The 25,513-nt window shown below is 72.6% G+C and carries 22 protein-coding genes; 6 read left to right on the forward strand and 16 right to left on the reverse strand.

Annotated elements, in window-relative coordinates; all coding sequences use genetic code 11:
- The first annotated feature begins 71 nt into the window (after positions 1 to 71).
- Positions 72 to 1,475, forward strand: a complete 1,404-nt coding sequence (locus tag ACTMTU_RS08905) for an MFS transporter (protein WP_441262928.1) — start codon at positions 72 to 74, stop codon at positions 1,473 to 1,475.
- Between the two features lie 190 nt (positions 1,476 to 1,665).
- Here ACTMTU_RS08905 and ACTMTU_RS08910 read toward each other — a convergent pair whose 3' ends face one another.
- The 5 genes from ACTMTU_RS08910 to ACTMTU_RS08930 form a co-directional block, all read right to left on the reverse strand.
- Complete coding sequence (locus ACTMTU_RS08910) at positions 1,666 to 2,022, reverse strand: MmcQ/YjbR family DNA-binding protein (RefSeq protein ID WP_159692165.1); 357 nt, start codon at positions 2,020 to 2,022, stop codon at positions 1,666 to 1,668.
- A complete protein-coding gene (locus ACTMTU_RS08915; RefSeq protein WP_441262929.1) occupies positions 2,019 to 3,323 on the reverse strand; it encodes a hemolysin family protein in 1,305 nt (434 codons plus the stop codon). The genes ACTMTU_RS08910 and ACTMTU_RS08915 overlap by 4 nt, the downstream gene beginning before the upstream one ends.
- Positions 3,320 to 3,817 (reverse strand): rRNA maturation RNase YbeY, encoded by a 498-nt coding sequence (gene ybeY, locus ACTMTU_RS08920; RefSeq protein WP_360038459.1) that lies wholly within the window; start codon positions 3,815 to 3,817, stop codon positions 3,320 to 3,322. The genes ACTMTU_RS08915 and ybeY overlap by 4 nt, the downstream gene beginning before the upstream one ends.
- Before the next feature lie 12 nt (positions 3,818 to 3,829).
- Positions 3,830 to 4,846: a PhoH family protein gene (locus tag ACTMTU_RS08925; protein ID WP_441262930.1), complete on the reverse strand. Its 1,017-nt coding sequence runs from the start codon at positions 4,844 to 4,846 to the stop codon at positions 3,830 to 3,832.
- A gap of 167 nt (positions 4,847 to 5,013) precedes the next feature.
- The gene (locus ACTMTU_RS08930) at positions 5,014 to 6,147 is read right to left on the reverse strand and encodes a carbohydrate kinase family protein (RefSeq protein ID WP_441262931.1); all 1,134 of its coding nucleotides are present in this window, start codon (positions 6,145 to 6,147) and stop codon (positions 5,014 to 5,016) included.
- Between the two features lie 205 nt (positions 6,148 to 6,352).
- Between ACTMTU_RS08930 and ACTMTU_RS08935 the strand changes: the two genes are divergently transcribed.
- A complete protein-coding gene (locus ACTMTU_RS08935; RefSeq protein WP_441262932.1) occupies positions 6,353 to 7,651 on the forward strand; it encodes a glucarate dehydratase family protein in 1,299 nt (432 codons plus the stop codon).
- A gap of 102 nt (positions 7,652 to 7,753) precedes the next feature.
- Here the strand turns inward: ACTMTU_RS08935 and ACTMTU_RS08940 are convergent, their stop codons facing one another.
- Positions 7,754 to 8,419, reverse strand: coding sequence for a TetR/AcrR family transcriptional regulator (locus tag ACTMTU_RS08940; protein ID WP_441262933.1), 666 nt, complete (start codon positions 8,417 to 8,419; stop codon positions 7,754 to 7,756).
- 154 nt (positions 8,420 to 8,573) lie between these two features.
- Here ACTMTU_RS08940 and ACTMTU_RS08945 point away from each other — a divergent pair, with 154 nt between their 5' ends.
- The gene (locus tag ACTMTU_RS08945; protein ID WP_441262934.1) at positions 8,574 to 9,872 is read left to right on the forward strand and encodes a YncE family protein; all 1,299 of its coding nucleotides are present in this window, start codon (positions 8,574 to 8,576) and stop codon (positions 9,870 to 9,872) included.
- 57 nt (positions 9,873 to 9,929) lie between these two features.
- Here the strand turns inward: ACTMTU_RS08945 and ACTMTU_RS08950 are convergent, their stop codons facing one another.
- The 4 genes from ACTMTU_RS08950 to ACTMTU_RS08965 form a co-directional block, all read right to left on the reverse strand.
- Positions 9,930 to 10,838 carry a ribonuclease Z gene (locus tag ACTMTU_RS08950; protein WP_441262935.1) on the reverse strand — a complete coding sequence of 303 codons (909 nt, stop codon included), beginning with the start codon at positions 10,836 to 10,838 and terminating at the stop codon, positions 9,930 to 9,932.
- Positions 10,839 to 10,854: 16 nt separating this feature from the next.
- Positions 10,855 to 11,214 (reverse strand): histidine triad nucleotide-binding protein, encoded by a 360-nt coding sequence (locus tag ACTMTU_RS08955; protein WP_364600223.1) that lies wholly within the window; start codon positions 11,212 to 11,214, stop codon positions 10,855 to 10,857.
- Between the two features lie 131 nt (positions 11,215 to 11,345).
- On the reverse strand, positions 11,346 to 14,549 hold the full coding sequence (locus ACTMTU_RS08960) for a S41 family peptidase (protein ID WP_441262936.1): 3,204 nt from the start codon (positions 14,547 to 14,549) through the stop codon (positions 11,346 to 11,348).
- Between the two features lie 46 nt (positions 14,550 to 14,595).
- Positions 14,596 to 15,123, reverse strand: coding sequence for a hypothetical protein (locus tag ACTMTU_RS08965; protein WP_441262937.1), 528 nt, complete (start codon positions 15,121 to 15,123; stop codon positions 14,596 to 14,598).
- Positions 15,124 to 15,197: 74 nt separating this feature from the next.
- Between ACTMTU_RS08965 and ACTMTU_RS08970 the strand changes: the two genes are divergently transcribed.
- Positions 15,198 to 15,590: a hypothetical protein gene (locus ACTMTU_RS08970; RefSeq protein WP_441262938.1), complete on the forward strand. Its 393-nt coding sequence runs from the start codon at positions 15,198 to 15,200 to the stop codon at positions 15,588 to 15,590.
- Positions 15,591 to 15,848: 258 nt separating this feature from the next.
- Here ACTMTU_RS08970 and ACTMTU_RS08975 read toward each other — a convergent pair whose 3' ends face one another.
- From ACTMTU_RS08975 to hrcA, 4 genes are all read right to left on the reverse strand, one after another.
- Positions 15,849 to 16,592, reverse strand: a complete 744-nt coding sequence (locus ACTMTU_RS08975) for a 16S rRNA (uracil(1498)-N(3))-methyltransferase (RefSeq protein ID WP_441262939.1) — start codon at positions 16,590 to 16,592, stop codon at positions 15,849 to 15,851.
- The gene (locus ACTMTU_RS08980; RefSeq protein ID WP_441262940.1) at positions 16,592 to 17,668 is read right to left on the reverse strand and encodes a nitronate monooxygenase; all 1,077 of its coding nucleotides are present in this window, start codon (positions 17,666 to 17,668) and stop codon (positions 16,592 to 16,594) included. The genes ACTMTU_RS08975 and ACTMTU_RS08980 overlap by 1 nt, the downstream gene beginning before the upstream one ends.
- 436 nt (positions 17,669 to 18,104) lie before the next feature.
- Positions 18,105 to 19,241, reverse strand: coding sequence for a molecular chaperone DnaJ (gene dnaJ, locus ACTMTU_RS08985; RefSeq protein WP_441262941.1), 1,137 nt, complete (start codon positions 19,239 to 19,241; stop codon positions 18,105 to 18,107).
- Entirely contained in the window at positions 19,242 to 20,267 is a 1,026-nt protein-coding gene (hrcA, locus tag ACTMTU_RS08990) for a heat-inducible transcriptional repressor HrcA (protein WP_307706371.1), read from the reverse strand.
- 186 nt (positions 20,268 to 20,453) lie between these two features.
- Here hrcA and ACTMTU_RS08995 point away from each other — a divergent pair, with 186 nt between their 5' ends.
- Entirely contained in the window at positions 20,454 to 21,176 is a 723-nt protein-coding gene (locus tag ACTMTU_RS08995; protein WP_441262942.1) for an MBL fold metallo-hydrolase, read from the forward strand.
- A 26-nt stretch (positions 21,177 to 21,202) separates the two neighbouring features.
- A complete protein-coding gene (locus tag ACTMTU_RS09000; protein ID WP_441262943.1) occupies positions 21,203 to 22,015 on the forward strand; it encodes a DUF3097 domain-containing protein in 813 nt (270 codons plus the stop codon).
- A gap of 100 nt (positions 22,016 to 22,115) precedes the next feature.
- Here the strand turns inward: ACTMTU_RS09000 and hemW are convergent, their stop codons facing one another.
- Together hemW and ACTMTU_RS09010 are read right to left on the reverse strand one after the other, a co-directional pair.
- Positions 22,116 to 23,348 (reverse strand): radical SAM family heme chaperone HemW, encoded by a 1,233-nt coding sequence (gene hemW, locus ACTMTU_RS09005; protein WP_441262944.1) that lies wholly within the window; start codon positions 23,346 to 23,348, stop codon positions 22,116 to 22,118.
- A 14-nt stretch (positions 23,349 to 23,362) separates the two neighbouring features.
- A complete protein-coding gene (locus ACTMTU_RS09010; protein ID WP_441263168.1) occupies positions 23,363 to 25,450 on the reverse strand; it encodes a SpoIIE family protein phosphatase in 2,088 nt (695 codons plus the stop codon).
- Between the last annotated feature and the right edge of the window lie 63 nt (positions 25,451 to 25,513).

Consider the following 25,513-nt stretch of genomic DNA (forward strand, 5'->3'; position numbering starts at 1 on the left):
GCCTGGTGGTGCGGCCAACAGGATAAGTTCCCGCTCCCCACGGCCGGCCGGACCGCCGGAGGGTCCCGTGTATGGCTACCGACACCACACTTCCGTCCCCCGCGGGCACGGCGCCTCCCCGGCTCGACCGGCGGGCACGGCTCGTCCTGTTCGTGCTGTGCGCCGCTCAGTTCATGGTCGCCCTCGACTTCTCCGTGCTGAACGTCGCCCTGCCCGAACTGGGCCGGGACCTCGGGCTCGGCCCGTCCTCGCTCCAGTGGGCGGTCACCGCGTTCGCCCTGCCGTCCGGCGGCTTCCTGCTGCTCTTCGGCCGCATCGCCGACCTCTACGGCCGGCGCAGGCTGTTCCTCACCGGGCTGGCCGTCTTCGGCGCGGCGTCGCTGCTCGCGACGTTCGCCTGGGACCCCGCGTCGTTCCTCGCCGGCCGGGCGCTCCAGGGACTCGGCGCGGCCGTCATCGTGCCCACCGGCATGTCGCTGATCACGACCACGTTCCCCGAAGGGCCGCAGCGCGAACGGGCACTGGGCATCAGCGGCACGCTGCTGTCGCTCGGCTTCACCGTCGGCATGCTCCTCGGCGGGGTCATGACGGACACCCTGGGATGGCGCTCGACCATGGGCCTGCTGGCCCTGTTCACGCTGGTCGTGCTGCCGCTCGCGCCCCGCGTGCTGACCGAGTCCCGTACGCCGCTGCGGCCGAGGCTCGACGTGCCCGGCGCGGTCACCGTCACCGGTGGTCTCCTCGCCGTCATCTACGCCCTGTCCACCGCCGCCGACCGCGGCTTCGGCGGCGCGGACGTGATCGTCACGCTCGTCGCGGGCGTCGCGCTGCTGACCGCCTTCGCGGTCGTGGAGACCCGGAGCCCGGCCCCGCTGGTTTCGCTGCCCATGCTGCGCCGGCGGACGGTGGCGTTCGGCAACCTCGGTGGCCTCGTCACGTTCTCGATGATGAGCACGGTCGTGTTCGTCCTCACGCTGTACCTCCAGGAGACGCTGGGCCTCCCGGCCTACGTCACCGGCCTGGTCTTCGGTGTGCAGGGCGTCCTGTCCGTGGCGGCAGGCACGCTCGCCCCGAGGATCATCGGACGCTTCGGCGCGCCACACGTCCTGGTGTTCTCCCTCGCCGGTCAGGGCCTCTTCGTCGCCGCCCTGCTGGGCCTCGGCACCCAGTCGGGCGCGCTGCTCGCGACGGTGGGCGTCTCGCTGGCGAGCATGTGCCACCTGGGGGCGATCATCTCCTACGGCCTGACCGTGACGTCCGGCGTCCCGGACGGCGAGCAGGGCCTGGCGACGGGCCTCGTCACGACGACGCAGCAGGTGGGCATCACGGTGGGCATCCCGCTGCTGGGCGTCCTGGCGACGACGCGGGAGTCGCTGTTCGAGGGCATCCGGGTGGTGCTGGCGATCGACGCGGTGGTTGTCCTCGGCACGGCGGTCGTGGTGGGGGTGGCGTTGCGGGGCGTGCGGCGGGGGTGACACGGCCGCGGGTGGCGTCTGCGGCGAGCTCCTCCCCTCCCCGCCCCTTCCCGAAACCGGGCTCCGCCCGGACCCGTACCGCGCTCCGCGAAATCAGCCCCGCCGGCGATTGAGGCGCGGGGGTCCGGGGGCGGAGCGCCCGGTTACGGGAAGGGGCGGGGAGGGGAAACGGCCCCGCGCAGCGGACCCGCTATCCCCGGTCCAGCCGCAAGCGTTCCGCCCGTGGCAGCCCCGCCACCACCAGGTCGTACGAGTCCTCCACCAGCTCCCGGACCAGCCGGTCCGGCAGGCGGCCCACCGTCACCGTGTTCCAGTGGCGCTTGTTCATGTGCCAGCCCGGCACGATCACGCCCGGGTGGTCCGCGCGCAGCCGGACCGCGAGGTCCGGGTCGCACTTGAGGTTGACCGTGAGCGGTGCGGCGTCCAGCGCGCTGAGGGCGAACATCTTGCCCAGCACCTTGAAGACAGAGGTCTCCGGCCCGAAGGGAAACTCCTCCACCGCGGCGTTGAACTCGAGGCAGAACGCCCTCAGCTGCTGTGCCTTCATCCGGTCATCCGCTCCTCGGTCACCTGTTCCACCGGCTCGGAGAGCACCGTCACGATCTTGTTCCGGCGGCCGGCGGGGGACTCCGCGGTGAGCCGCAGGGCGCGGCCGTCCGGCAGGTCCACGACCGCCTTGGCACCGGCGATCGGGACCCGGCCGAGCGCCTTGGCCAGCAGGCCGCCGACCGTCTCCACGTCCTCGTCGTCGAGCTCGTCGGCCCCGAGGCCGTACAGCTCGCCGAGGTCGCCGATGTCGAGGCGGGCGGTGACGCGGAAGCAGCCGTCGCCGAGCTCCTCGACGGGCGGCAGCTCGCGGTCGTACTCGTCGGTGATCTCGCCGACGATCTCCTCGAGGATGTCCTCGATGGTGACGATGCCCGCCGTGCCGCCGTACTCGTCGATGACGACGGCGACGTGGTTGCGCTTCTGCTGCATCTCGCGGAGCAGGTCGCCGGCGTTCTTGGTGTCCGGCACGAACACCGCGGGCCGCATCGTCGTGGAGACGACGTCCGCCTCCGCGTCGCGGTTGATGTGGGTCTTGCGGGCCAGGTCCTTGAGGTACACGACACCGACGATGTCGTCCTCGTTCTCCCCGGTGACGGGGATGCGGGAGAAGCCGGAACGCAGCGCCAGCGTCAGCGCCTGGCGGACGGTCTTGAAGCGCTCGATGGAGACGAGGTCGGTGCGCGGCACCATCACCTCGCGCACCAGGGTGTCGCCGAGTTCGAAGACGGAGTGCACCATGCGGCGCTCGTCGTCCTCGATCAGCGACTCCTGCTCCGCCAGGTCGACCAGCGCCCGCAGTTCGGCCTCGGACGCGAACGGCCCCTTGCGGAAGCCCTTTCCGGGGGTCAGGGCATTGCCGATGAGGATCAGCAGCTGCGGTACGGGCCCCATCACCCGGGCCAGCGGCAGCAGCACGTACGCCGCGACGGTGGCCGTGTTGAGGGGATGCTGGCGACCGATGGTGCGCGGGGAGACACCGACGGCGACGTAGCTCACGAGCACCATCACGGCGATGGCGACGAGCAGTGCCGACCAGGTCTCCGCGAACTCCTCGAGGCACACGTAGGTGACGAGCACCCCGGCCGCCATCTCGCACGCCACCCGCACCAGCAGGGCGACGTTGAGATAGCGGGTGGGGTCCGCGGCGACCTGTTCGAGCTTGTCCGCTCCGCGGCGGCCGGACCGGACGGCCTCGGCCGCGCGGAAGCTGGAGACACGGGCGAGGCCCGCCTCCGCGCATGCGGCCAGCCAGGCCACGACGACCAGCGCGACGGCGCCGGCGATCAGTTGGCCGCTCATGAGACGGTCGGCGCAGGAGAAGGACCGGTGTGGCCCTTCTCCGTCCGCCAGCCGTCGACGATCGCGGCCTGGAGACCGAACATCTCGGCCTTCTCGTCCGGCTCCTCGTGGTCGTAGCCGAGCAGGTGCAGCACCCCGTGGACGGTCAGGAGCTGGAGCTCCTCGTCCATGGAGTGCTGCGTCGGCGCCTCTTCGCCCTGCTTCTTCGCCACCTCGGGGCAGAGCACGATGTCGCCGAGGAGACCCTGCGGGGGCTCCTCGTCGTCCTTGGACGGCGGACGGAGCTCGTCCATCGGGAAGGACATCACATCGGTCGGACCCGGCAGGTCCATCCACTGGATGTGCAACTGCTCCATGGCTTCGGCGTCCACGACGATCACCGAGAGCTCGGAGAGCGGGTGGATACGCATCCGCGCGAGGGCGTAGCGGGCGATGTCGAGGATCGCCTGCTCGTCGACCTCGGTTCCGGACTCGTTGTTGACGTCGATCGACATGGTGCGCGTTGACTACTTCCCGTTTTGGCCGTCGTACTTCTCGTACGCGTCGACGATACGGCCGACCAGCTTGTGCCGTACGACATCCTGCGACGTGAGCCGCGAGAAGTGGACGTCCGGGACGCCGTCCAGGATGTCCTGCACCTGGCGCAGGCCGCTCTTCGTCCCGCCGGGAAGGTCGATCTGGGTGACGTCGCCGGTGATCACGATCTTCGAGTCGAAGCCGAGCCTGGTGAGGAACATCTTCATCTGCTCGGGGTTCGTGTTCTGCGCCTCGTCCAGGATGATGAACGCGTCGTTGAGCGTGCGTCCGCGCATGTACGCCAGGGGCGCGACCTCGATCGTGCCCGCCGCCATCAGGCGGGGGATGGAGTCGGGGTCGAGCATGTCGTGCAGCGCGTCGTACAGCGGCCGCAGGTACGGGTCGATCTTCTCGTACAGCGTGCCGGGGAGGAATCCGAGCCGCTCGCCGGCCTCGACCGCGGGGCGGGTCAGGATGATGCGGTTGACCTGCTTGGACTGCAGCGCCTGGACGGCCTTGGCCATGGCGAGATACGTCTTGCCGGTACCGGCGGGGCCGATGCCGAACACGATCGTGTGCTTGTCGATCGCGTCGACGTAGTGCTTCTGGTTCAGCGTCTTCGGGCGGATGGTGCGGCCGCGGCTCGAGACGATGTTCTGGGTGAGGACCTCTGCCGGGGTCTCCGTCCCGCCCACGCCCTCTTCGGCCGCTCTGAGCATGGCGATCGAGCGTTCCACTGCGTCCTCCGTCATCGGCTGCCCGGTGCGGAGCACGAGCATCATCTCGTCGAACAGGCGCTGGATCAGAGCGACTTCCCGCGCGTCGCCGACCGCGCTGACCTGGTTGCCCCGGACATGGATGTCGGCCGCCGGGAAGGCCTTCTCGATCACGCGCAGCAGGGCGTCACCCGAGCCCAGGACCGTCACCATCGGGTGCTTGGCCGGGACGGTGAAGTGGGCTCGCGCCTGGCCCGGCGCGGGGGTCTGGTCTGTCGGTGTCTGAGTCATGGGCCGGCTCTGTGGCCTGCACATACCTCCCGTTGCAGGGTTCTCGCTGCTCGACAACCTCTGGAACACCAAGGGTACGACGCGCCGCTGACATGGCCGAAGGCTTTTACAGGACCCGCTCCGGGCCGCTCTCCGCCGTCTGCGGGCCCGCGGGGGCCCTTTCCGCGTCAGGCAGAGCGCCCGAAGCCGATCGTCGGGACCGCGCGGCGCAGCGGCCAGGGCCTGGCGGGGGCGGGCAGCAGCCGCTCCAGGAAGCCGTAGCGGCTCAGGGCCGCCGGGTCCTGGCCGGACGTGGCCTGCACCTGCTGCCACCAGGCGGCGACCTCGGACCAGCCGGGCGCGGAGAGGGAGCCGCCGAACTCCTGCACGGACAGGGCGGCGGTCAGGCCGGCGAACGCGAGGCGGTCGGCGAGGGGCCAGCCGGCCAGCGTGCCGGTGACGAATCCGGCCACGAACACGTCGCCCGCGCCCGTCGGGTCCAGGGCCTCCACGCTCAGGGCCGGGACCTCGGCGCTCTCGCCGGTGGCGCCGTCGACCGCGTACGCCCCTTCGGCGCCGAGGGTGACGACCGCGAGCGGTACCCGGTCGGTGAGGGCGCGGGCGGCGGCGCGCGGGCAGTCGGTGCGGGTGTAGCGCATCGCTTCCGCCGCGTTGGGCAGGAACGCCTCGCAGTGCTCCAGGTCGGCGAGGTCGTCCGGGTCCCAGCGGCCGGACTCGTCCCAGCCGACGTCGGCGAAGATGCGGGTGCCCTTGCGGGCGGCCTGGGCGATCCACTCCGCGCGGGTGCCCGGCGTGAGGGAGGCGACCGCGGCGCGGGCGGGCGGCGGGCAGTCGGGGGCCGACTCGGAGGGCGGGGCCTCGTGGCCGTGGGTCACCATGGTCCGTTCGCCCTCGTAGGCCATGGAGACGGTGACCGGGGAGTGCCAGCCGGGCACGGTGCGCGAGAGGCCCAGATCGATGCCCTCGCCCTGCTCGAGGGCGTCCCAGCAGTACTCGCCGTAGTGGTCGTCACCGAAGGCCGCGGCGAGGGACGTGCGCAGTCCGAGGCGGGCGAGGGCGGTGGCCATGTTCGCGACGCCGCCGGGGCTGGATCCCATCCCGCGGGCCCATGACTCGGTGCCGCGTACCGGGGCGGAGTCGAGGCCGGTGAAGATGATGTCGAGGAAGACGCTGCCGGTGAGGTAGACGTCGCAGTCCGGGTCGCCGGGCGCGCGAAGGCCCGCGAGGGGATCGAGGCAGGTGCCCGCGACATCGCTCCGGCAGGTCGTCCTGGGCAGTTGCTCTCCGCTGCGAATGGTCACCGTGCGCGCTCCCATAAGTGGTGCAGTTCCAGCCAGTCTGCCCGACGGCACCGACAGTCGGCCGGAAGGAAGTGCCGCGGCCGTGCGGGCGCTTGGTCCGCTCACCGGCGGGCTTCGCACCATTGACGCTCCGGCGTTCGCGTACCTAACCTCTGTTCTCATACATGTACGTGATGTCTGTGTACGCGATCCCTGGGGAGACAGCATGGGGCAGGACCTGACCATCACCGAGGTACGGCTCACCCCGATCCTGGTCGCCGACCCTCCACTGCTGAACACCCAGGGTGTGCACCAGCCGTACACCCCGCGGCTGATCGTCGAGGTCGTGACGGCCGGCGGCGTGACTGGCGTCGGCGAGACCTATGGCGACACCAAGTACCTCGACCTGGCCGCCCCGCTGGCCGACGCGCTGCCCGGCCACGCCGTCTCCGACGTCAACGCCCTGCACCGGCTGGCGGAGCGCGTCTGCGGCGACTCGCCGGAGGCAACAGGCGCGGACGCCGTGGACGTCGGCGGGCTGCGCGGCGTACAGACCACGGACAAGCTGCGACTGTCGGTGGTGTCCGGCTTCGAGGTGGCGTGCCTCGACGCACTCGGCAGGACGCTCGGGCTGCCCGTTCACGCCCTCTTGGGCGGCAAGGTCAGGGACGCCGTCGACTACAGCGCCTACCTGTTCTACCGCTGGGCCCGGCACCCGGACGGTGCGGGCGAGCCGGACGACTGGGGCGCCGCGCTCGACCCTGCCGGCATCGTCGCCCAGGCCCGGCGCTTCGCCCGCGAGCACGGTTTCACGTCCTTCAAGCTCAAGGGCGGCGTCTTCGAACCGGAGCAGGAGATCGCGGCGGTCCGGGCGCTCGCGGAGGCCTTCCCGGGGCAGCATCTGCGGCTCGATCCCAACGGCGCCTGGTCGGTGGAGACGTCGCTCAAGGTCGCGAAGGAGCTCGGTGGCGTCCTGCAGTATCTGGAGGACCCGGCCAGCGGCACGGCCCGGATGGCGGAGGTGGCCGCCGGCACGGACGTGCCCCTCGCGACGAACATGTGCGTGACCACCTTCGCCGAGATCCCCGAGGCCTTCGCCCGCGACGCCGTGCAGGTGGTCCTCTCCGACCATCACTACTGGGGCGGGCTCCAGGCGACCCGGGAACTGGCCGCCGTCTGCCGGACGTTCGGCGTGGCGCTGTCGATGCACTCCAACACCCATCTCGGCATCAGCCTCGCCGCGATGACGCATGTCGCGGCGGTCGTGCCGAACCTGGACCACGCCTGCGACAGCCACTACCCGTGGCAGACCGAGGACGTCGTCACCGAGCGGCTCACCTTCCGGGACGGCCGCCTGGCCGTGAGCGACCTGCCCGGACTGGGCGTCGAGCTCGACCAGGAGCGGCTGGCCCGGCTGCACCGGCGCTGGCTGGACGACGACGGCTCCATGCGTGATCGGGACGACGCGGCGGCGATGCGGGTGGCGGAGCCGGGGTGGACCGCACCGCCGGTGCCGCGCTGGTGAACCCGGGCCGGCCCGCTGCCAGGTGGCGGGCCGGCCGTCGGGCAGCGGGCCGCTACGGACCCGCGCCACGCCACGGCCGGACGCCACGGAGCCGCCGGAACGCTACGGAGCCCCCGCCCGCCACGGCACGGCCGGACGCAGGATGCCCAGCAGCATCCGGACCAGTTCGTCGACGAGGTCGTCGAGCGTCGCGTCCACCCACCCGACCGTCCAGTCGTGCAGCAGCCCGTTGACGCTGCCGATGAACGCGGCCGCCGCCACCCGGTAGTCGCGCGGATCCGCCTCCCCGCGTTCCACGGCCGTCGCGGCCTGCGCGCAGATGAAGTCCACCCACCGGGACCGGCGCGCCAGCCGCTGCCGCTCCATCTGCGGGCTGACCCCGACGATCTCGAGGAACGTGATCCGGATACGCCGGGGATCGCCCGTCACGTTCGCCGCGTACGCGCGGAACACGGCCGTCGCCCGCTCCGCCAGCGGCAGGTCGGCGGCCTCCGCGAGCGCCGCGAGCGCCGCCTCCTCCGCCCAGTCGTTGACCTGGAGGTGCAGCGCCGCGAGCACCTCCTCGAGGCTGCGGAACTCCTCGTAGAACTGACGGGTGGACAGGCCCGCCGCGTCGCTCAGCGCCGCCACGGTCGTCCCGCGGTAGCCGGGCGTGTCGCCGAACAGCTGGAGGCCGGCGTCGAGGAACCGGCTGCGCCGCTCCGCCCGGCGTTCCTCCGCCGACCTGCCTCCGTAACGGCCGGTGGGCTGTCTGACCCTGCCCGCCACTGGCACCTCCCTCGTCGTCGCGGACCCATTTTCACGTGTCCGGGGTCTTGTGAAGCCTGCCACCGGCTCGTTACTTTCCAGTAGCCCAATCTGAACGGATGCGTTTTCAGACTGCGCCCGCGCCATGGGGCCGCCCTTCATGGAAGGAACGACGATGTCTCTGTCCAGCACCAGGCGGGCCGTGGGTGCGGCCGTCGCCGCCCTGGCCCTGGCCGCCACCGGTTCGGTGACTGCGAACGCGGCTCCGACGGCGGTGACTTCGGGACCGGCGGGCGTCGCCGGCCCGGCGGGCGAGCAGGCCGCGGGACTGCGGGAGGTGATGTTCGTCGGCAACAACTGGGACGGCACCGCCGATGTCATCGAGGCCCGGGGCGACTTCGGGAGGATCGGCCGCGTCAACGTGATCCCCGACAAGGAGGAGCGGCTGCGGGAGATCCACCTCAACCCGCTGAAGCTGGCCTTCTTCCTCGGCATCCGCCAGGGCCCCGGGGAGGGTCACGACCAGTTCGTCGACGACATGTACTCCACCCCGGACGGGACCGCCATGGTCGTCTCCCGCCCCAGCTTCGCCGACGTCGTCTCGATCGACCTCGCCACCGGGAAGATCAACTGGCGGTTCCCCGTCTCCGGCTTCCGCTCCGACCACATGGCCGTCTCCCCCGACGGCACGCGTGTCGCCGTCTCCGCCTCGACGTCCAACACCGTGCACGTCCTCGACATCGTGACCGGCGAGCAGACCGGGTCGTTCAAGACCGGCGACAAGCCGCACGAGAACGTCTTCACCGACGGCGGCAGGTACCTCTGGAACATGTCCATCGGCGAGGTCAACACCGCGCTCGACGCCCCCTGGCTCGACTGGACCAAGGGCGACCGGCGCATCACCGTCGTCGACACGCGGACCTATCAGCAGGTGAAGGTCATCGACATGCGGGAGCGGCTCGACGCCTTCGGCCGCGAGGACCTCTCCGACTCCGTCCGGCCCGTCGCCCTCACCCCCGACGAGTCCACGCTCTACTTCCAGGTCTCGTTCTTCAACGGCTTCGTGGAGTACGACGTGGCCACGGACCGCGTGACCAGGGTCAAGACCCTGCCGAAGAACCCGGCGACCAGCGAGGACCGCACGACCTGGGTCAACGACTCCCGCCACCACGGCATGTCCATGAGCCCCAAGGGTGACAAACTGTGCATCGCGGGCACCATGGACGACTACGCCACCGTCGTCGACCGGGCGACCTTGCAGGAGAGCCTGCCGGTGCCCGCCTCCAAGCCCTACTGGGCGACCGTCAGCGGCGACGGCAGGTCCTGCGTCATCTCCGAGAGCGGCTCCGACTCCGTCACCGCGATCGACTTCGCCACCGGTAAGAAGATCGCATCCGTCGCCGTCGGGGACCACCCGCAGCGGGTGCGCATCGCACATGTGCCGACCGGCTGGACAGGCCCCGCCACCCGCTGAACCGGCCCCGCGCGGGAACGGGAACCGCGCCTCGGACGGCCGCGACGGGCCGTCGCCTCAGGACCGCTTGGGCACCGGAATGCGCCACAGGTCCCTGGCGACGGTCACCTCGCCGTCGAAACCCGCCGCCCTGGCCTGCCGCTCGAACTCGGCGGCGGCGTCGGTGTAGCGCTGCGAGAAGTGCGTCAGCACGAGGTGGCGTACGCCGCCCCGGTGCGCGACGGCACCTGCCTGACCCGCGGTCAGATGGCCGTGCTCGGCGGCCAGCCGGCCGTCCTCGTCGAGGAACGTCGACTCGATGACGAGCATGTCGCAGCCCTCTGCGAGCACATGCACGCCGTCGCAGAGCCGGGTGTCCATCACGAACGCGAACCGCTGGCCCCGGCGCACCTCGCTCACGTCGTCGAGCGTGACGCCGCCGAGCTCGCCGTCCCGCTGGAGCCGGCCCACGTCCGGGCCCTTGATGCCGTGCGCGGCCAACTTCTCGGGCAGCATCCGGCGGCCGTCCGGCTCGACGAGCCGGTAGCCGTACGACTCGACGGGGTGCGACAGCCGGTGCGCGTGGAGCGTGTACCCACCGGTCCGCGCGACGACGCCGTCGGCGGCGACCGGGACCTCCTTCAGCTCCACCGTCTCGCGGTACGCCGTCGCGTACCGCAGCCGGTCGAAGAACCGCTGCCCGCTCGCCGGGTAGTGCGCGGACACCGGGTGCGGCACCTGGTCGAGATTGATCCGCTGGATCACACCGGCGACACCGAGGGAGTGGTCACCGTGGAAGTGCGTGACACAGATCCGGTTGATGTCGTGCGCGGACACCCCGGCGCGCAGCATCTGCCGCTGGGTGCCCTCGCCGGGATCGAAGAGGAGTCCCTCGCCGTCCCAGCGCAGGAGATAGCCGTTGTGGTTGCGGTGCCGGGTCGGGACCTGGCTGGCGGTGCCCAGCACCACGAGTTCGCGTACGGACACTGAGCGGTCCTCCGGTCTAGCCGGGGGGCCACTCGAGGCCGCGGCCTCCGAGGACGTGCGCGTGGGCGTGGAAGACGGTCTGCCCGGCGCCGGACCCGGTGTTGAAGACGATCCGGTAGCCGCTCCGGTCCGCCTTCTCGTCGGCGGCGACCTGCCCGGCCTCGTGCAGCACGTCGGCGGCCAGCTGGGGCGCGCCGGCGGCGAGGGAAGCGGCGTCCGCGTAGTGCGCCTTGGGGATGACGAGGACGTGCGTGGGAGCCTGCGGGTTTATGTCGCGGAAGGCGAGGGTGGTCTCCGTCTCACGGACGACCGTGGCGGGCACCTCCCCTGAGACGATCTTGCAGAACAGACAGTCCGCCTGCGGTTCTCCGGCCATTCCCCGGTCCTCCCTCGAGCTCCACCACTTCCGTCGGCATGCTATCGGCCCGGCCGCCTCCGGCACCGCCCGGGCGCGGCCCGCCCGTCTCCGGCAAGGGGCCGGGAGGGCGGACCGGGGGCCGGCAGCGGCTACGGAAGGGACGGCGGCTGCTTCGCAGGGGTCGACGCGAGTGCCTCCAGCGCAAGACGCACCGCCTCGTCCAGTTGCGGGTCGCGTCCCGCCGCGTGGTCCTGCGGGGCGGGGACGACCTCGACGTCCGGGTCGACGCCGCGGTTCTCCACGTCCCAGCCGTAACCCTCCAGCCAGAAGGCGTACTTCGGCTGGGTGACCAGCGTGCCGTCGACGAGGGAGTAGCGGCTGTCGATGCCCACGACGCCGCCCCAGGTGCGCGTGCCGACCACGGGGCCGATGCCCAGCGCCTTGATCGCCGCGTTGACGATGTCGCCGTCGGAGCCGGAGAACTCGTTGGCGACGGCGACGACCGGGCCCCGCGGCGCGTCCAGCGGGTAGCTGGACGGCTGCATGCCGCGTGGCAGGTCCCATCCCACGATGCGGCGGGCCAGCTTCTCGACGACGAGCTGTGAGGTGTGCCCTCCGCGGTTCTCCCGCACGTCCACGATCAGGCCGTCCTTCGCCACCTCGACCCGCAGGTCGCGGTGGATCTGGGCCCAGCCGGGGGCCTGCATGTCGGGCACGTGCAGATAGCCCAGGCGGCCACCGGACTTCTCGTGCACGTAGGCGCGCCGGTCGGCGACCCACGCGTGGTACCGCAGGGGTTCCTCGTCGGCGAGGGGGACGACCACGGCGTGCCGGGGGTCGCCGCCGCCCGCCGGTGAGACGGTCAGTTCGACGGCCTTGCCGGCCGCGCCGACGAGCAGCGGCCCGGGGCCCCTGACCGGGTCGACGGGCCGGCCGTCCACGGCGAGGAGCGTGTCACCGGCGCGCAGGGCGACGCCGGGCGCGGCCAGCGGCGAGTGCGCGTGGGGGTCGGAGGACTCGGAGGGCAGGATGCGGTCGATGCGCCAAGTGCCGTCCTCCGTGCGGGAGATGTCCGCGCCGAGCAGGCCCTGCCGGGTGGACGCGTCGCCGTGGTCGCCGTGCGGGACGACGTACGCGTGCGACGTGCCGAGCTCGCCCTGCACCTCCCACAGCAGGTCGACGAGGTCGTCGTGGGTCGCGACGCGGTCGAGGACGGGCCGGTAGCGCTCGAGGACGCCCGCCCAGTCGACACCGCCGAGGTCGGGCCGCCAGAAGTGGTCCCGCATGAGCCGCCCGGCCTCGTCGTACATCTGCCGCCATTCGGCGGCCGGTTCGACGGTGCGGCGTACCCGGGACAGGTCGACGGTGATGCTCGCGGCGCTGTCGTTGTCCCCGTCGTCGTGCGAGGCCTCGCGGTCGCTGGGAACGACCTTGAGCTTGTCACCGGTGTACAGCAGCAGCCGCTTGCCGTCGCCGCTGACGCGGAAGTAGGAGGCGTCGGAGGCGAGTTCCTCGACCCGCTGCTGCCCGAGGTCGTACCGCTCCAGGGTGGTCCGCGGCCCCGGGTCGTCGGCGGTGGCGCGGCCTGCGCCGAGGACGCCGCGCAGCGGGTGGCGCAGCCAGAGCAGTCCGTCCTTGGCCGCGCGCAGGGTGGAGTAGCTGGCGGCCTCGACCGGGAACGGCACGATGCGGTCGGCGAGCCCGTCGAGGTCGATCCGGGTGGCGGGCGCCGAGCCGTCGTCCGTCTCCGACGAGCCGTCCTTGTCCGCTTCGAAGGGCCGCCCGTGCCGCTGCGGGCCGAAGGGGGAGGGTGTGGTGGCCGCCAGCGTGATCAGGTGCGGCCGGCAGCCGCCGACGAAGGCGAGGTCGAAGACGTGCGCGTCGTAGACGGGGTCGAAGGCCCGCTCCGAGAGGAACGCGAGGTGCTTGCCGTCGAGGGTGAACGCCGGCTGGAAGTCGGCGAACCGCAGCGGTGTCGCCTCGGAGACGCTCAGATCACCGGTGTTGGCGAGTTTGATCTGCCGCAGCGGGCTCGGGCCGGGGTGCGACCAGGCGAGCCATGCCGAGTCGGGCGAGAAGACGAGGCCGTCGGCGTCGCCGTGCTCGCTGCGGTCCACCTCGCGGACCTCGCCCGTCTCACGCTCCACGAGGAGTACCCGGCCGTCGTGCGAGGCGACGGCGGCACGGCTGCCGTCGGGGGCCACGGCGAGTGACAGCACCCGGCCGAGCCGGCCCGCGGCGAGCCTGCGCGGAGTGGCGCCGGGGGCGGTACCGGTGGCGGGCGCGAACTCGAGCGCGTCGTCGCCCTCCGCGTCGGTCACCCACACGACGTACTGCTCGCCGTCGACACCGAACGTACGCGGCAGCCTCGCCCGTACGCCCGGTTCGACGGCGAGCGAACGCGCGGGCCCTCCGCGGTGGGTGACCCAGTGGATGCCGCCACGGATCTCCACGGCGCTGCCGCGGCCGGTGTGGTCCGGGTCCGCGGCGCCGAGGTGGTGGCCGGCGTCGATCGGCCGTGGCTGGAGATCGGTGCGCTGGCCGCCGAGCCGGATGTCCAGACGGCGCGGCTGCTCGCCGTCCAGGCCGTCGAGCAGCCACAGTTCGCCGGCGCAGGCGTAGGCGACACGGGTGCCGTCGGTCGCCGCGTGGCGGGCGTAGAAGCCGTCGAGGCCGGTGTGGCGGCGCAGGTCCGAGCCGTCGGGCAGGGACGAGTAGAGGGCGCCGACGCCCTCGTGGTCGGAGAGGAACGCGACCCGCTCGCCCACCCACAGGGGGTACTCGACGTTCCCGTCGAGGTCCTCGTGGAGGCGTACGAACTCGCCCTCGGTCTCCCCCTCGATCCACAACTTGCCCGCCGTGCCGCCGCGATAGCGCTTCCAGGCCGCGGCCTCGCGCCCCATGGTGGCCGACAGCAGCAGGGTGCGCGGGCCGTACGCGACGCCGCCGACGGGCCCGTACGGGAGGACGCCGGCGGGTCCGCCGTCGAGCGGCACCGCGTGCGCCCAGGTGCGGCGCAGCGACGCCTGCCCGTGCGTGGTGAGCGCCAGGACCCTTCCGTCGGGGGTCCAGCCCCGTACGGAGGTCCTGGCGCTGCCCCAGTGGGTGAGCCGGTCGGAAGGGCCGCCGTCAACGGGCGCCAGGTGGACCTCCGGCGTGCCGTCGCGGTACGAGGACCAGGCGATACGGGTGCCGTCGGGTGAAATCCTGGGGTGGTTCACGGGCATGTTGTCGGCGCTCACGCGCCACGCCCGGCCGCCGTCGAGCGGCGCGACCCAGACGTCGTCCTCGGCGGTGAAGGCGATCAACTCGCCGTGCAGATGCGGATACCGGAGGTAGGCAGGGTGCGTCACACCGTCACCCTAGGCAGGTGGGAGCCTCGAGGGTGCGGTTTTTGGATCACTTGCCCGGAAGAGCGGTCACCGTTTCGGTGACGGTGACCGTGACGGTCGGGTACGGCCTCCCGGGAGCGGGAGGCTCAGCTGCCGGCGCACTGCTCGGTGCGGCGCTGCAGTCGCCGAGCATGGTCGCCTGAAAGACGATCTTCTTCTCGATCCTGGCGGTCAGATCGCCGCGGACACACTTCCCGCCGCGTTCCTCGGTCACCTTGCCGGTGACGGTGATGTCCTGACCGGATCCGGTCTCACCCTGGCAGTCCACGGTGGCACGTCCCGGACCGGCACCAGGCGACGCCGTGGAACCCGGCGAGGCGGTGGCAGGGATGTCGGCCTTCGCCGTGCAGCTGAGCCAGGCGACCTCGAACTCGAGCCGCTCGAGCGTGCTGGTCGCGGTCAGGTCGGTGGTGACGGCCACGGCACCGGTGTTCAGCCCTCCTGCGGTGGGCTCACAGGCCACGAGGGCGGGAACTGCCGCTGCTGCGACGGCGATTGCGGCCAAGGCGCGCCGTGCTCCGGTCCGGGCGGGCATGACGCCAGAGTGCCAGCACCGCCCCGCCGGTAAAAGAGTGGTTGCGGCCATGGTTCGGCCCGTACGGTCGGGCCATGGCCAGGAAGCTCCGTCGCGCCCGCCGCCTCGTCGTGGACGCGGACAACGTGTACATGTGGTCGGTGAGGCACCGGCACACGCGGGACGACTCCGGAACCCGTGGCTGCCGTACGACGCTGTGGCTGCGGCGCGAGGGGACGCAGCAGCGCCTGGCGGTCGTCTTCCGGGAAGGTCCCGGCCGGGTCGTGTCGGGCGGATACTTCGAGGCGGGTGCCGTGGTCTCCGGCGGGACGTGGCTGAATCTCTACGAGCCGGGCGTGGCACGGCGGTTCCTCGACGCGGCGACGGCCCGCGGCCTCCTGCCGGACACGCCGAGGACGGTCGAGACCGACGGGTGGCCGCTGTTCGACGCGGTGTCCGCCGACGTCCCGGCGGAACCGGCGGACTGAGTCCCCGGACCCGCGCCTGCAAGGCCTGTTGGCCGACGGACCGCCCCAACGGGCGGGCTGAGTCCCCGGACCGCCGCCCCTGCCGGCTCGTTGAGCCCCCGGACCGTGTCTTCCGGCAGGCTGAGCCCCGGGACCGCCCCTACCGGCGGGCCGAGTCGACGGACCGCCCCTTCCGGCCGGTCGGGCCGACACGCAGCCCCTACGGGCAGGCTGAGCCCCGGGACCGCCCATCGCGGCTGGGTCTCGGGCCGCGCCCGTTCAGGACCAGCGGCCGGTGCGGCCCAGCAGGAGCGCCGTCGCCGCCGTGCCGGCCGTGGATGTACGCAGCACGCTGCGACCCAGCCGGTACGGCCTGGCGCCCGCCTCGGCGAACAGGTCGAGCTCCTGCGGGGACACCCCGCCCTCGGGGCCGACCACGAGAACGATCGAGCCCTCCGTGGGGAGTTCCGCCGTGGCGAGCGGCATGGCGCCCTCCTCGTGGAGCACGGCGGCGAAGTCCGCGTCCGCCAGAAGTGCCGCGACCTGCTTGGTCGTTGCCGGCTCCGCGACCTCCGGGAAGCGGAGCCTGCGCGACTGCTTGCCCGCCTCACGGGCCGTCGCCCGCCACTTGGCGAGCGACTTCGCGCCGCGTTCGCCCTTCCACTGGGTGATGCAGCGCGCCGCCGACCACGGCACGACCGCGTCCACACCGGTCTCGGTCATGGTCTCCACGGCGAGTTCGCCGCGGTCACCCTTGGGCAGCGCCTGCACGACGGTGATGCGGGGCGTCGGCTGCGGCTCCTCGGGACACTCGCGCACCTCGACCGTCAGACGGTCCTTGCCCTCGGTGGATACGACGGTGCCCGACGCTCCGCGGCCGCCGCCGTCCGTGAGGACGATGTCCTCGCCCGGCTGGAGCCGGCGCACGGAGACGGCGTGCCGCCCTTCCGGGCCGTCCAGGACGACGGCCGCGCCGGGCGCGACGCCTGCGAGCGATTCGACGAGGAAGACGGGAGCGGTCATCACACACCACCGCCGAGCGACAGCGCGGCCCGTGCGGAGTCCGCCTCGGAGGCGAGCACCCCCACGAGTTGGGCGGCGGGCATCTCACGCGCCAGCCGGTGCCCCTGGCCCGCCCACAGCGACATGCCCTGCGCGTCGCCCGCCTTCGCGGCGGCCTTGCGCAGCCCGCTCGTCAGGTGGTGCACCTCGGGGTACGCGGCCGGCGCGTACGGACCGTGCTCCCGCATGAACCTGTTCACGAGGCCCCGCGCGGGCCGCCCGGAGAAGGCCCGGGTCAGTTCGGTGCGTACGAACAGCGGGTTGGTCATGGCCTGCTTGTGCACCGGGTGCGCCCCCGACTCGGGGCACACCAGGAACGCGGTACCGAGCTGGGCGGCGTCCGCCCCGGCCGCCAGGACCGCGGCGATCTGACTGCCGCGCATCAGTCCGCCGGCGGCGATGACGGGCATCTGTACGGTCTCCTTCACCAGTGTAAGAAGCGTGAGCAGTCCGTAACCGGACCCGTCGGTCGCGGGGTCGTCCCGGTGCGTGCCCTGATGGCCGCCGGCTTCGACGCCCTGCACGCACACCGCGTCGGCACCGGCCCACTGGGCCGCCTGCGCCTCCTCAGGCGTGGTGACGGTCACGATCGTGAAGGTGCCCGCCTTGCTGAACGACTCGATGACGCTGCGCGAGGGACAGCCGAAGGTGAACGAGACGACCGGGACGGGGTCGTCGAGCAGGATCGCGAGCTTCGCGTCGTAGCCGTCGTCCCGTCCCCTGTCCGGATCACCGAGCGGCGTCTCGTACCAGGCGGACTCACCGGCGAGCTGGTCCCGGTAGACGCCGACGGCGGCGGGGTCGGCGTTGCCGGGCTGCGGCATGAACAGGTTGACGCCGAAGGGCCGCGCGGTCAGCCCGCGGACCTGCTTGACCTCTTCGTACACCCCGTCCGCCGTCTTGTATCCGGCGGCCAGGAAGCCCAGCCCACCGGTCTCCGACACGGCGGCGACCAGCTGCGGACAGGAAGCGCCGCCGGCCATGGGTGCCTGCACGATCGGATGACGGCAGAGGCCGACCAGCGCGGATGACGACATGCAGGCATCGTGCCACGTCCCCGCGACGGGTCCGAATCCCCCATTCCGCGCAGCGCCCCTGCGGGACGTGTTCCCCTCCCCCTACGGCCTGGCCGCCGTGGGGGCCCACTCCCGAACCGGCCTCCGCCCGGCCGGGCACCGCGCTGCGTTGCGGTGTTTCGGGGGCTCGCCCCCCGGACCCCCGCGCCTCGAACGCCGGCGGGGCTGAAGTTGCCCGGCTGGGTCGGAGTGCCTCCGTCGGCGGCGTGGCTGGATGCCGCGCAGCGGCATTTCCAACGCCTGGGGGCACCTCCCACGGCCGCCGGGCCGTAGGGGGAGATCGAGGGCACCGCGCGAAACCCGGTGCGCCGCCCGCAGGGGCGGTACGGAGCCCGGTTCGGGAAGGGGCGGGTAGGGGAAACGGCCCCGCGCAGCGGACCCGTCGCCCCACCCCCGGCTAACGCCCGTTGAACGCGTCCTTCAGCCGCGAGAACAGCCCCTGCTGGCCCGGCTGGAACTGGCCAAGCGGCCGCTCCTCGCCCCGCAGCTTCGCCAGGTCCCTCAGCAGTCGCTCCTGCTCCGGGTCCAGCTTCGTCGGCGTCGTCACCTCGACATGCACGATCAGGTCGCCCCGGCCGCCGCCGCGCAGGTGCGTGATGCCGCGGCCGTGCAGCGGGATCGACTGGCCGGACTGCGTGCCCGGTCGGATGTCGACCTCCTCCACGCCGTCGAGCGTCTCGAGCGGGCACTTCGTGCCCAGCGCCGCCGCGGTCATGGGGATCGTCACCGTGCAGTGCAGGTCGTCGCCGCGCCGCTGGAATACGGGGTGGGCGACCTCGTGGATCTCGACGTACAGGTCACCGGCGGGGCCGCCGCCGGGGCCGACCTCGCCCTCACCCGCGAGCTGGATCCGGGTGCCGTTGTCGACACCGGCCGGGATCTTCACGGTCAGCGTCCGCCGCGACCGGACGCGGCCGTCGCCGGCGCACTCCGGGCACGGGGTCGGCACGACCGTGCCGAAGCCCTGGCACTGCGGGCAGGGCCGCGACGTCATGACCTGGCCCAGGAAGGACCGTGTCACCTGCGAGACCTCGCCGCGCCCGCGGCACATGTCGCAGGTCTGCGCCGATGTGCCGGGCGCCGCGCCCTCGCCGGAGCAGGTCGTGCAGACGACGGCCGTGTCGACCTGGATGTCCTTCGTGGTGCCGAAGGCGGCCTCGTTGAGCTCGATCTCCAGCCGGATCATCGCGTCCTGGCCGCGGCGGGTGCGCGAGCGCGGTCCGCGCTGCGACGCCGTGCCGAAGAACGCGTCCATGATGTCGGAGAAGTTGCCGAAGCCGCCCGCGCCGAAGCCTCCGGCGCCGCCGCCTCCGGCCTGCGACAGCGGGTCACCGCCGAGGTCGTAGACCTGCTTCTTCTGCGGGTCCGAGAGCACCTCGTACGCGGCGTTGATCTCCTTGAAGCGCTCCTGCGTCTTCGGATCCGGATTCACGTCCGGGTGGAGTTCGCGCGCGAGGCGGCGGAAGGCCTTCTTGATCTCGTCCTGCGATGCGTCGCGGCGTACGCCGAGTACGGCGTAATAGTCCGTGGCCACTTACGACTCCGCCAGGATCTGTCCGACGTAACGTGCCACTGCGCGTACCGCTCCCATCGTTCCGGGGTAGTCCATGCGGGTCGGTCCGACCACGCCGAGTTTCGCTACTGCCTCGTCGCCCGAACCGTAGCCGACCGAGACCACGGACGTGGAGTTGAGGCCTTCATGGGCGTTCTCGTGACCGATACGTACGGTCATGCCCATACCGCCCGACTCATTCGCCTCGCCGAGCAGCTTGAGGAGCACCACATGCTCCTCCAGCGCCTCCAGCACGGGCCGGATGGTCAGCGGGAAGTCGTGTCCGAAGCGGGTCAGATTGGCGGTGCCGCCGATCACGAGCCGCTCCTCGGTCTCCTCGACCAGGGTCTCGAGCAGTGTGGAGAGCACCGTGGAGACGGTGCCGCGGTCCTCGTGCTCGAAGGATTCGGGAAGGTCCTGCACCAGCTGCGGCACGTCCGCGAAGCGGCGTCCCACGACCCGGCTGTTGAGCCGGGCCCGCAGGTCCGCGAGCGAGGCGTCGCCGAAGGGGGCGGGGCAGTCGATCATGCGCTGCTCGACCCGGCCCGTGTCCGTGATCAGCACGAGCATCAGGCGGGCGGGCGCGAGGGAGAGGAGTTCCACGTGCCGGACCGTGGACCGGGTCAGCGACGGGTACTGCACGACGGCGACCTGCCGGGTCAGCTGCGCCAGCAGCCGCACCGTACGTCCCACGACGTCGTCGAGGTCGACCGCCCCGTCCAGGAAGTTCTGGATGGCGCGACGCTCCGGCGACGACAGCGGCTTGACGCCGGCCAGCCGGTCGACGAACAGCCGGTACCCCTTGTCCGTGGGGATCCGTCCGGCGCTGGTGTGGGGCTGGGCGATGAAGCCCTCCTCCTCCAGCACGGCCATGTCGTTGCGGACGGTGGCCGGGGAGACGCCAAGGTTGTGACGCTCGGTGAGGGCCTTGGAGCCGACAGGCTCCTCGGTGCCGACGTAGTCCTGGACGATGGCGCGCAGCACCTCGAGCCTGCGTTCGCTGAGCATTCGCGCACCTCCAGCTGTGGTTCCTCTGTGTGTCCTGGCACTCGGTGCGCCCGAGTGCCAGCATTCCCCCGGCCAGTGTACGGCTGCGGGGTACGCGGGTAGCAAGGGTGGCCGACCGTGCGGTCGGACACGCGCTCGTGCGGCCCGCGCAGGTCGATGCGGATGTGATGCGGATAGCGTCGCCGTATGGACGTCAGTTGGGAAGACTTCGGCTGGGAACGGCTGGCCGAGGGAGTCGGCCGCCGCCGCCTGCCGGGATGGGACGCGACCGTCGGCCTGGTCGCCGGCGAGGACGGGGTGCTGCTGTACGACACGGGCTCCACGCTCCGTGAGGGCGCCGAGCTGCGCGCCCAGGCGCAGGCGCTGACGGGCGGGCGCCGCGTGACGCACATCGCACTCAGCCATCCCCATTTCGACCATGTGCTGGGCACGGCGGCCTTCGCCGGGGCGGACGTGTACGGGGCTGTGGGCATGGACACGCTGCTGCGCCGGGAGCGGGACGCGATCCGCGCCACCGCGATCCGGCACGGGGTCGCTCCCGAAGAGGCGGCGGAGGCCGCGGACATGGTGGTGGCGCCGCAGCATGCGGTGTCCGGGGAGTGGACGCTCGACCTGGGAGGCCGCCAGGTGCTGTTGGCCAATGTGGGCCCCGGTCACTCGGGCCACGATCTGGCGCTGCTGGTGCCCGCGGAGCGGGAGGTGGTGTTCTGCGGCGACCTGGTGGAGGAGTCCGGGGAGCCTCAGGCCGGCACGGACGCCGTCGGGCCGCAGTGGCCCGCCGCCCTCGACAGGCTGCTGGCGCTCGGCGGCGAGGACGCCTTGTACGTCCCGGGGCACGGCGCGGTGGTGGACGCGGCGTTCGTACGGGCCCAGCGCGACGAACTGGCGGCGCGTTTCGGCGTGTCGTAGCGGCGTGCGGCCGTATCGTCGTGCGAATGCGCAGCTACAGCCCTGATCTCACGCCGCCGTGGAAGCGGTCGAAGCCCGTGCCGGAGGTCCCGGCCGATCCCGAGCTGGTGGTGGAGGAGGTGTCGACCGGCTTCTGCGGCGCGGTGATCCGCTGCGAGGCGGGCACGGTCACCCTGGAGGACCGCTTCGGCAAGCACCGCGTGTTCCCGCTCGAGCCGCGGGGCTTCCTGCTGGAGGGCAAGGTCGTCACGCTGGTCCGTCCGGCCCCGGCGGGCCCGTCCCGTCCGTCCCGTACGGCCTCCGGCTCTGTCGCCGTTCCCGGTGCCCGGGCCCGGGTCGCCCGCGCGGGCCGCATCTACGTGGAGGGCCGCCACGACGCGGAGCTCGTGGAGCGGGTGTGGGGCGACGACCTGCGGATCGAGGGCGTGGTGGTCGAGTATTTGGAAGGCGTCGACGACCTTCCGTCGATCGTGGCGGACTTCTCCCCCGGTCCGGACGCCCGCCTCGGCGTCCTGGTGGACCACTTGGTCGCGGGCTCCAAGGAGTCCCGTATCGCGGCCTCGGTCACGGACCCGCACGTGCTGGTGGTGGGCCACCCGTACATCGACGTGTGGGAGGCGGTGAAGCCCTCTTCCGTGGGGATCCCGGCGTGGCCCACGGTGCCGCGCGGACAGGACTGGAAGACGGGCGTCTGCCGCGCCCTCGGCTGGCCGGAGAACACGGGCGCCGCCTGGCAGCACATCCTCTCCAAGGTCCGCTCGTACAAGGACCTGGAGCCTGCGCTGCTGGGGCGGGTGGAGGAGCTGATCGACTTCGTCACGGCCAGCGGTGAGGCCTGACTCCGGGGAGGGTGCCGAATTCGCCGGTGTCCAACTTGATACCGAGTATGTCCAGCGGAACGGAGTCGCCGAACTTCGTTCGATTCACTCCGGCGAGTGATCAGTCCACCAGGTCCCGCACCACCGCGTCCGCCAGCAGCCGTCCCCGCAGGGTCAGCACCGCGCGACCGTCCTCGAACGGGCCGGTCTCCAGCAGCCCGTCGGCCAGGGATCGGGCGGCCGCCGCGAGGCCCGCCTCACGCAGGAGGTCCAGCGGCACGCCCTCACGCAGCCGCAGTTCCAGCAGGATGCGCTCCACGCGGCGGTCCTCCTCGGGGAGGAGTTCGCGGCCCGCGCCGGGCGAACGGCCCTCCGCCAGGGCTGCCGCGTACGCGCCCGGGTGCTTGACGTTCCACCAGCGCACGCCGCCGACGTGGCTGTGCGCCCCCGGGCCCGCGCCCCACCAGTCGGCACCGCGCCAGTACAGCTCGTTGTGCAGGCAGCGGCCTTCCGGTGAGGTGGCCCAGTTGGACACCTCGTACCAGTCGTAGCCGGCCGCGCCGAGCACCTCGTCGGCGATCAGATAGCGGTCGGCGTGGACGTCGTCGTCGGTCATGGGCACCTCGCCGCGGCGGATGCGGCGCGCGAGCTGTGTGCCCTCCTCCACGATCAGCGCGTACGCCGACACATGGTCCGGTCCCGCGCCAACGGCAGCCTCCAGCGAGGCCCGCCAGTCGTCGTCGCTCTCGCCGGGGGTGCCGTAGATCAGGTCGAGGTTCACGTGGTCGAAGCCCGCGGCCCGCGCCTCCGCGACGCACGCCTCCGGCCGGCCGGGGGTGTGCGTGCGGTCGAGCACCTTGAGCACGTGCTGCCGTGCGCTCTGCATACCGAAGGAGACGCGGTTGAAGCCGCCCTCCCGCAGGGCCGCCAGATAGGCGGGGTCGACGGATTCCGGGTTCGCCTCCGTCGTGATCTCCGCGTCATCGGCGAGACCGAACTCCTGACGCACCACGTCCAGCATCCGTACGAGATCATCGGCGGCCAGCAGGGTCGGAGTGCCCCCGCCGACGAACACCGTCCGTACCGGCCGCGGGTCGTCGCCGAGGACCTTGCGGGCCAGGCGGACCTCGTCCGCCAGGGTCTCTGCGTAGTTGTCGCGGGAGGCGAGCACTCCCCCCGAGCCGCGCAGCTCGGTGGCCGTGTAGGTGTTGAAGTCGCAGTAGCCGCAGCGCGTCGCGCAGTACGGCACGTGCAGGTAGAAGGCCAGCGGCCGGGCTTCGGCGCCGTGGAGGGCGGACGCGGGCAGCGCGCCGTCCTCGGGCATGGGCTCGCCGTCAGGCAGTACGGAAGGCATGCCCCCATTGTCCGTCACCCGGCAGGTCGCCCCGCCTGGAGCACCAGCAGCGCCAGATCGTCCCCCGGCGGCGTCGGCGCGAACGCGTGCACCGCGGCCCTGATCCGTTCGGCCACGCCCTGCGCCGTGAGCCCGGCGCATCCGGACAGGACGGCCGCGAGACCGTCCTCGTCGTCGAACATCCGCGATCCCGAGCGCCGCTCGGTCACCCCGTCGGTGACGCACAGCAGCGTGTCACCGGGCTCCAGGTCGAACGTGTGGCTCTGGTACGCGACGTCGTCGACGACCCCGAGCAGCACCTGCGGCTCGGCGAGGGCCCGTACGGTGCCGTCGGGCCGCAGCAGCAGGGGCAGCGGGTGCCCGGCGCTCGCCAGGGTGCAGCGGGCGCCGCCGTCGCCGGACGGTGACGGCACGACCTGGCCGTACAGCAGCGACAGGAAGCGCGCGTGCTGCCCGTCCGGGAGGCCCGGCCCGTGCCCGCCGGTGACGATCAGGGCCGCCGCCTCCGCCGCCTCCATGGCGTCGTCGAGTAGGAGGCCGTTGAGCCGGTCGAGGACCTGGCCGACCTCGTAACCCTCGCGGGCGAGCAGCCGCAGCCAGGGCCTGGCGAGACCGGTGACGACGGCGGCCTCCGGCCCGCTGCCCTGGACGTCACCGAGCATGAAGCACCAGCGGCCGCCGGACCCGGCGGGGAAGACGTCGTAGAAGTCGCCGCCGGCGACACCGTCGTCACTGGGCTCGTAGACCAGGAACGTGTCGACGCCCGGGATCTGTCCCACCCTGCTGGGCAGCAGGCCGCGCTGGAGTACACGGCTGATGGTGGCCTGCCGGGTGTACCGGCGGGCGGCGCTGACGGCCAGGGCGACCCGCCGGGCGAAGTCCTCGATGAGGGCCGCCACTTCGGCGGGGACGCCCGCCGGGCCGTTCTGCGCGACGAGCAGCACGCCGAGACGGTGGCCGCCGACGCCGAGGCGGTAGGCCAGGGCGGTGGCCGGTTCCTCGTCGGCGGGAAGGGGCCCGGCCGGCTCCTGGGTGCCGGTGACGGCGGGCGGCCCGGCCACGCCCGGGAAGCGAGTGGCGGCGCCGGGCGTGGGAGGGTGCGGCGCCCCGGCCGCCGTCCCCCACGTGCGGGGGGCGTCGTGCGCCGTGGCGCAGTACGGGGGCGCGGGGTGCTCGCCGCGGGTCCCGTCCGGCCAGGCCACCGGCACCGGTCCGCCGTCCGAGGCGAGCGGGAGCAGGGGCGGCTCCTCGCCCAGGGCCTCCCGCAGCGGCCCGACTCGTGCCTCGTCGCTGTGCCACACCCCGACGAGCCTCGCCCGGGCCCCTCCTCCCCCGGTCCCGTGTCCGTGTGCCTTCGTCCCGCCATCCAGCCAGATCGCGCACCGGTCGGCGAGCCGCGGCACCAGCAGCTGGCCCGCCAGCGCGGCGACCATGTCCTCGTCCAGTTGCCCGGCGAGCAGGTCGGACGCCTCGGCGAGGAAGGCGGGCGCCCCGCGGCTCACCCACTCCAGGTCGTCACGCCCGCGTCCCGGCACGGACGTCTCCGTCCCGTCCGGGCCCCGGCGGGCGGGCGGTGCCGCGTACGCGGCGGCGGGCGGGCGGACGTCACGGCCGTCGAGCGGCAGGCGGGCCCAGACGGTCTTCAGCGCGGCGTGGAAGGTGATGCCCCAGCGTTCCGCGAGCGAGGCGACGAGCTGGAGGCCACGGCCGTAGTCCGCGGTCCCTGCTTCGTCGGCGCTGTGCGGCCCGCCGGTGACGGCGCTGGCGGGGTGGTGGTCGGAGACCTCGACCACCAGCGCGGCCGGTTCCTCGTGCGTGGCCTCCTCGAACCGGCAGAGCAGTTCCGCCGCGGTGCCGGCGTGCACGACGGCGTTGGTGACGAGCTCGCTGACGACGACGGCAGCGTCGTCGGCCAGCCGGTCGGCACAGGAGCCGCCGGACAGGAGACCGAGACCCGTCCACCCGTCGACGGCGTCGCGCACGAAACGGCGTGCCGCGGCCGGGGCCAGGAGGTTGCCGGGCAGGCTGGTGTGCGCGACCAGCCTGGGGTCGAACCGTGCCGGCCACACGGGAGTCGAAGAGTTGCCGGTCTCGCGCTGCATCGGAATGGACCCCACCTGCGGCTCCTGGTCGGTGCTGGCGTGCGCCGCTTATGACACCGACAG

The sequence above is a fragment of the Streptomyces sp. OZ13 genome (assembly GCF_052068155.1).
In the GTDB taxonomy this organism is placed as follows: Bacteria; Actinomycetota; Actinomycetes; order Streptomycetales; family Streptomycetaceae; genus Streptomyces.

Coding starts and splice junctions, on each gene's coding strand:
- ACTMTU_RS08910 (WP_159692165.1), bottom strand. CDS start 2,022: ATGAAGGCACAGCAGCTGAGGGCGTTCTGCCTCGAGTTCAACGCCGCG.
- ACTMTU_RS09010 (WP_441263168.1), bottom strand. CDS start 25,450: ATGCAGCGCGAGACCGGCAACTCTTCGACTCCCGTGTGGCCGGCACGG.
- ACTMTU_RS08955 (WP_364600223.1), bottom strand. CDS start 11,214: ATGGCCGGAGAACCGCAGGCGGACTGTCTGTTCTGCAAGATCGTCTCA.
- ACTMTU_RS08970 (WP_441262938.1), top strand. CDS start 15,198: ATGGCCAGGAAGCTCCGTCGCGCCCGCCGCCTCGTCGTGGACGCGGAC.
- ACTMTU_RS09000 (WP_441262943.1), top strand. CDS start 21,203: ATGCGCAGCTACAGCCCTGATCTCACGCCGCCGTGGAAGCGGTCGAAG.
- ACTMTU_RS08905 (WP_441262928.1), top strand. CDS start 72: ATGGCTACCGACACCACACTTCCGTCCCCCGCGGGCACGGCGCCTCCC.
- ACTMTU_RS08995 (WP_441262942.1), top strand. CDS start 20,454: ATGGACGTCAGTTGGGAAGACTTCGGCTGGGAACGGCTGGCCGAGGGA.
- ACTMTU_RS08975 (WP_441262939.1), bottom strand. CDS start 16,592: ATGACCGCTCCCGTCTTCCTCGTCGAATCGCTCGCAGGCGTCGCGCCC.
- ACTMTU_RS08915 (WP_441262929.1), bottom strand. CDS start 3,323: ATGAGCGGCCAACTGATCGCCGGCGCCGTCGCGCTGGTCGTCGTGGCC.
- hrcA (WP_307706371.1), bottom strand. CDS start 20,267: ATGCTCAGCGAACGCAGGCTCGAGGTGCTGCGCGCCATCGTCCAGGAC.
- ACTMTU_RS08945 (WP_441262934.1), top strand. CDS start 8,574: ATGTCTCTGTCCAGCACCAGGCGGGCCGTGGGTGCGGCCGTCGCCGCC.
- ybeY (WP_360038459.1), bottom strand. CDS start 3,817: ATGTCGATCGACGTCAACAACGAGTCCGGAACCGAGGTCGACGAGCAG.
- ACTMTU_RS08925 (WP_441262930.1), bottom strand. CDS start 4,846: ATGACTCAGACACCGACAGACCAGACCCCCGCGCCGGGCCAGGCGCGA.
- ACTMTU_RS08980 (WP_441262940.1), bottom strand. CDS start 17,668: ATGTCGTCATCCGCGCTGGTCGGCCTCTGCCGTCATCCGATCGTGCAG.
- ACTMTU_RS08965 (WP_441262937.1), bottom strand. CDS start 15,123: ATGCCCGCCCGGACCGGAGCACGGCGCGCCTTGGCCGCAATCGCCGTC.
- ACTMTU_RS08935 (WP_441262932.1), top strand. CDS start 6,353: ATGGGGCAGGACCTGACCATCACCGAGGTACGGCTCACCCCGATCCTG.
- hemW (WP_441262944.1), bottom strand. CDS start 23,348: ATGCCTTCCGTACTGCCTGACGGCGAGCCCATGCCCGAGGACGGCGCG.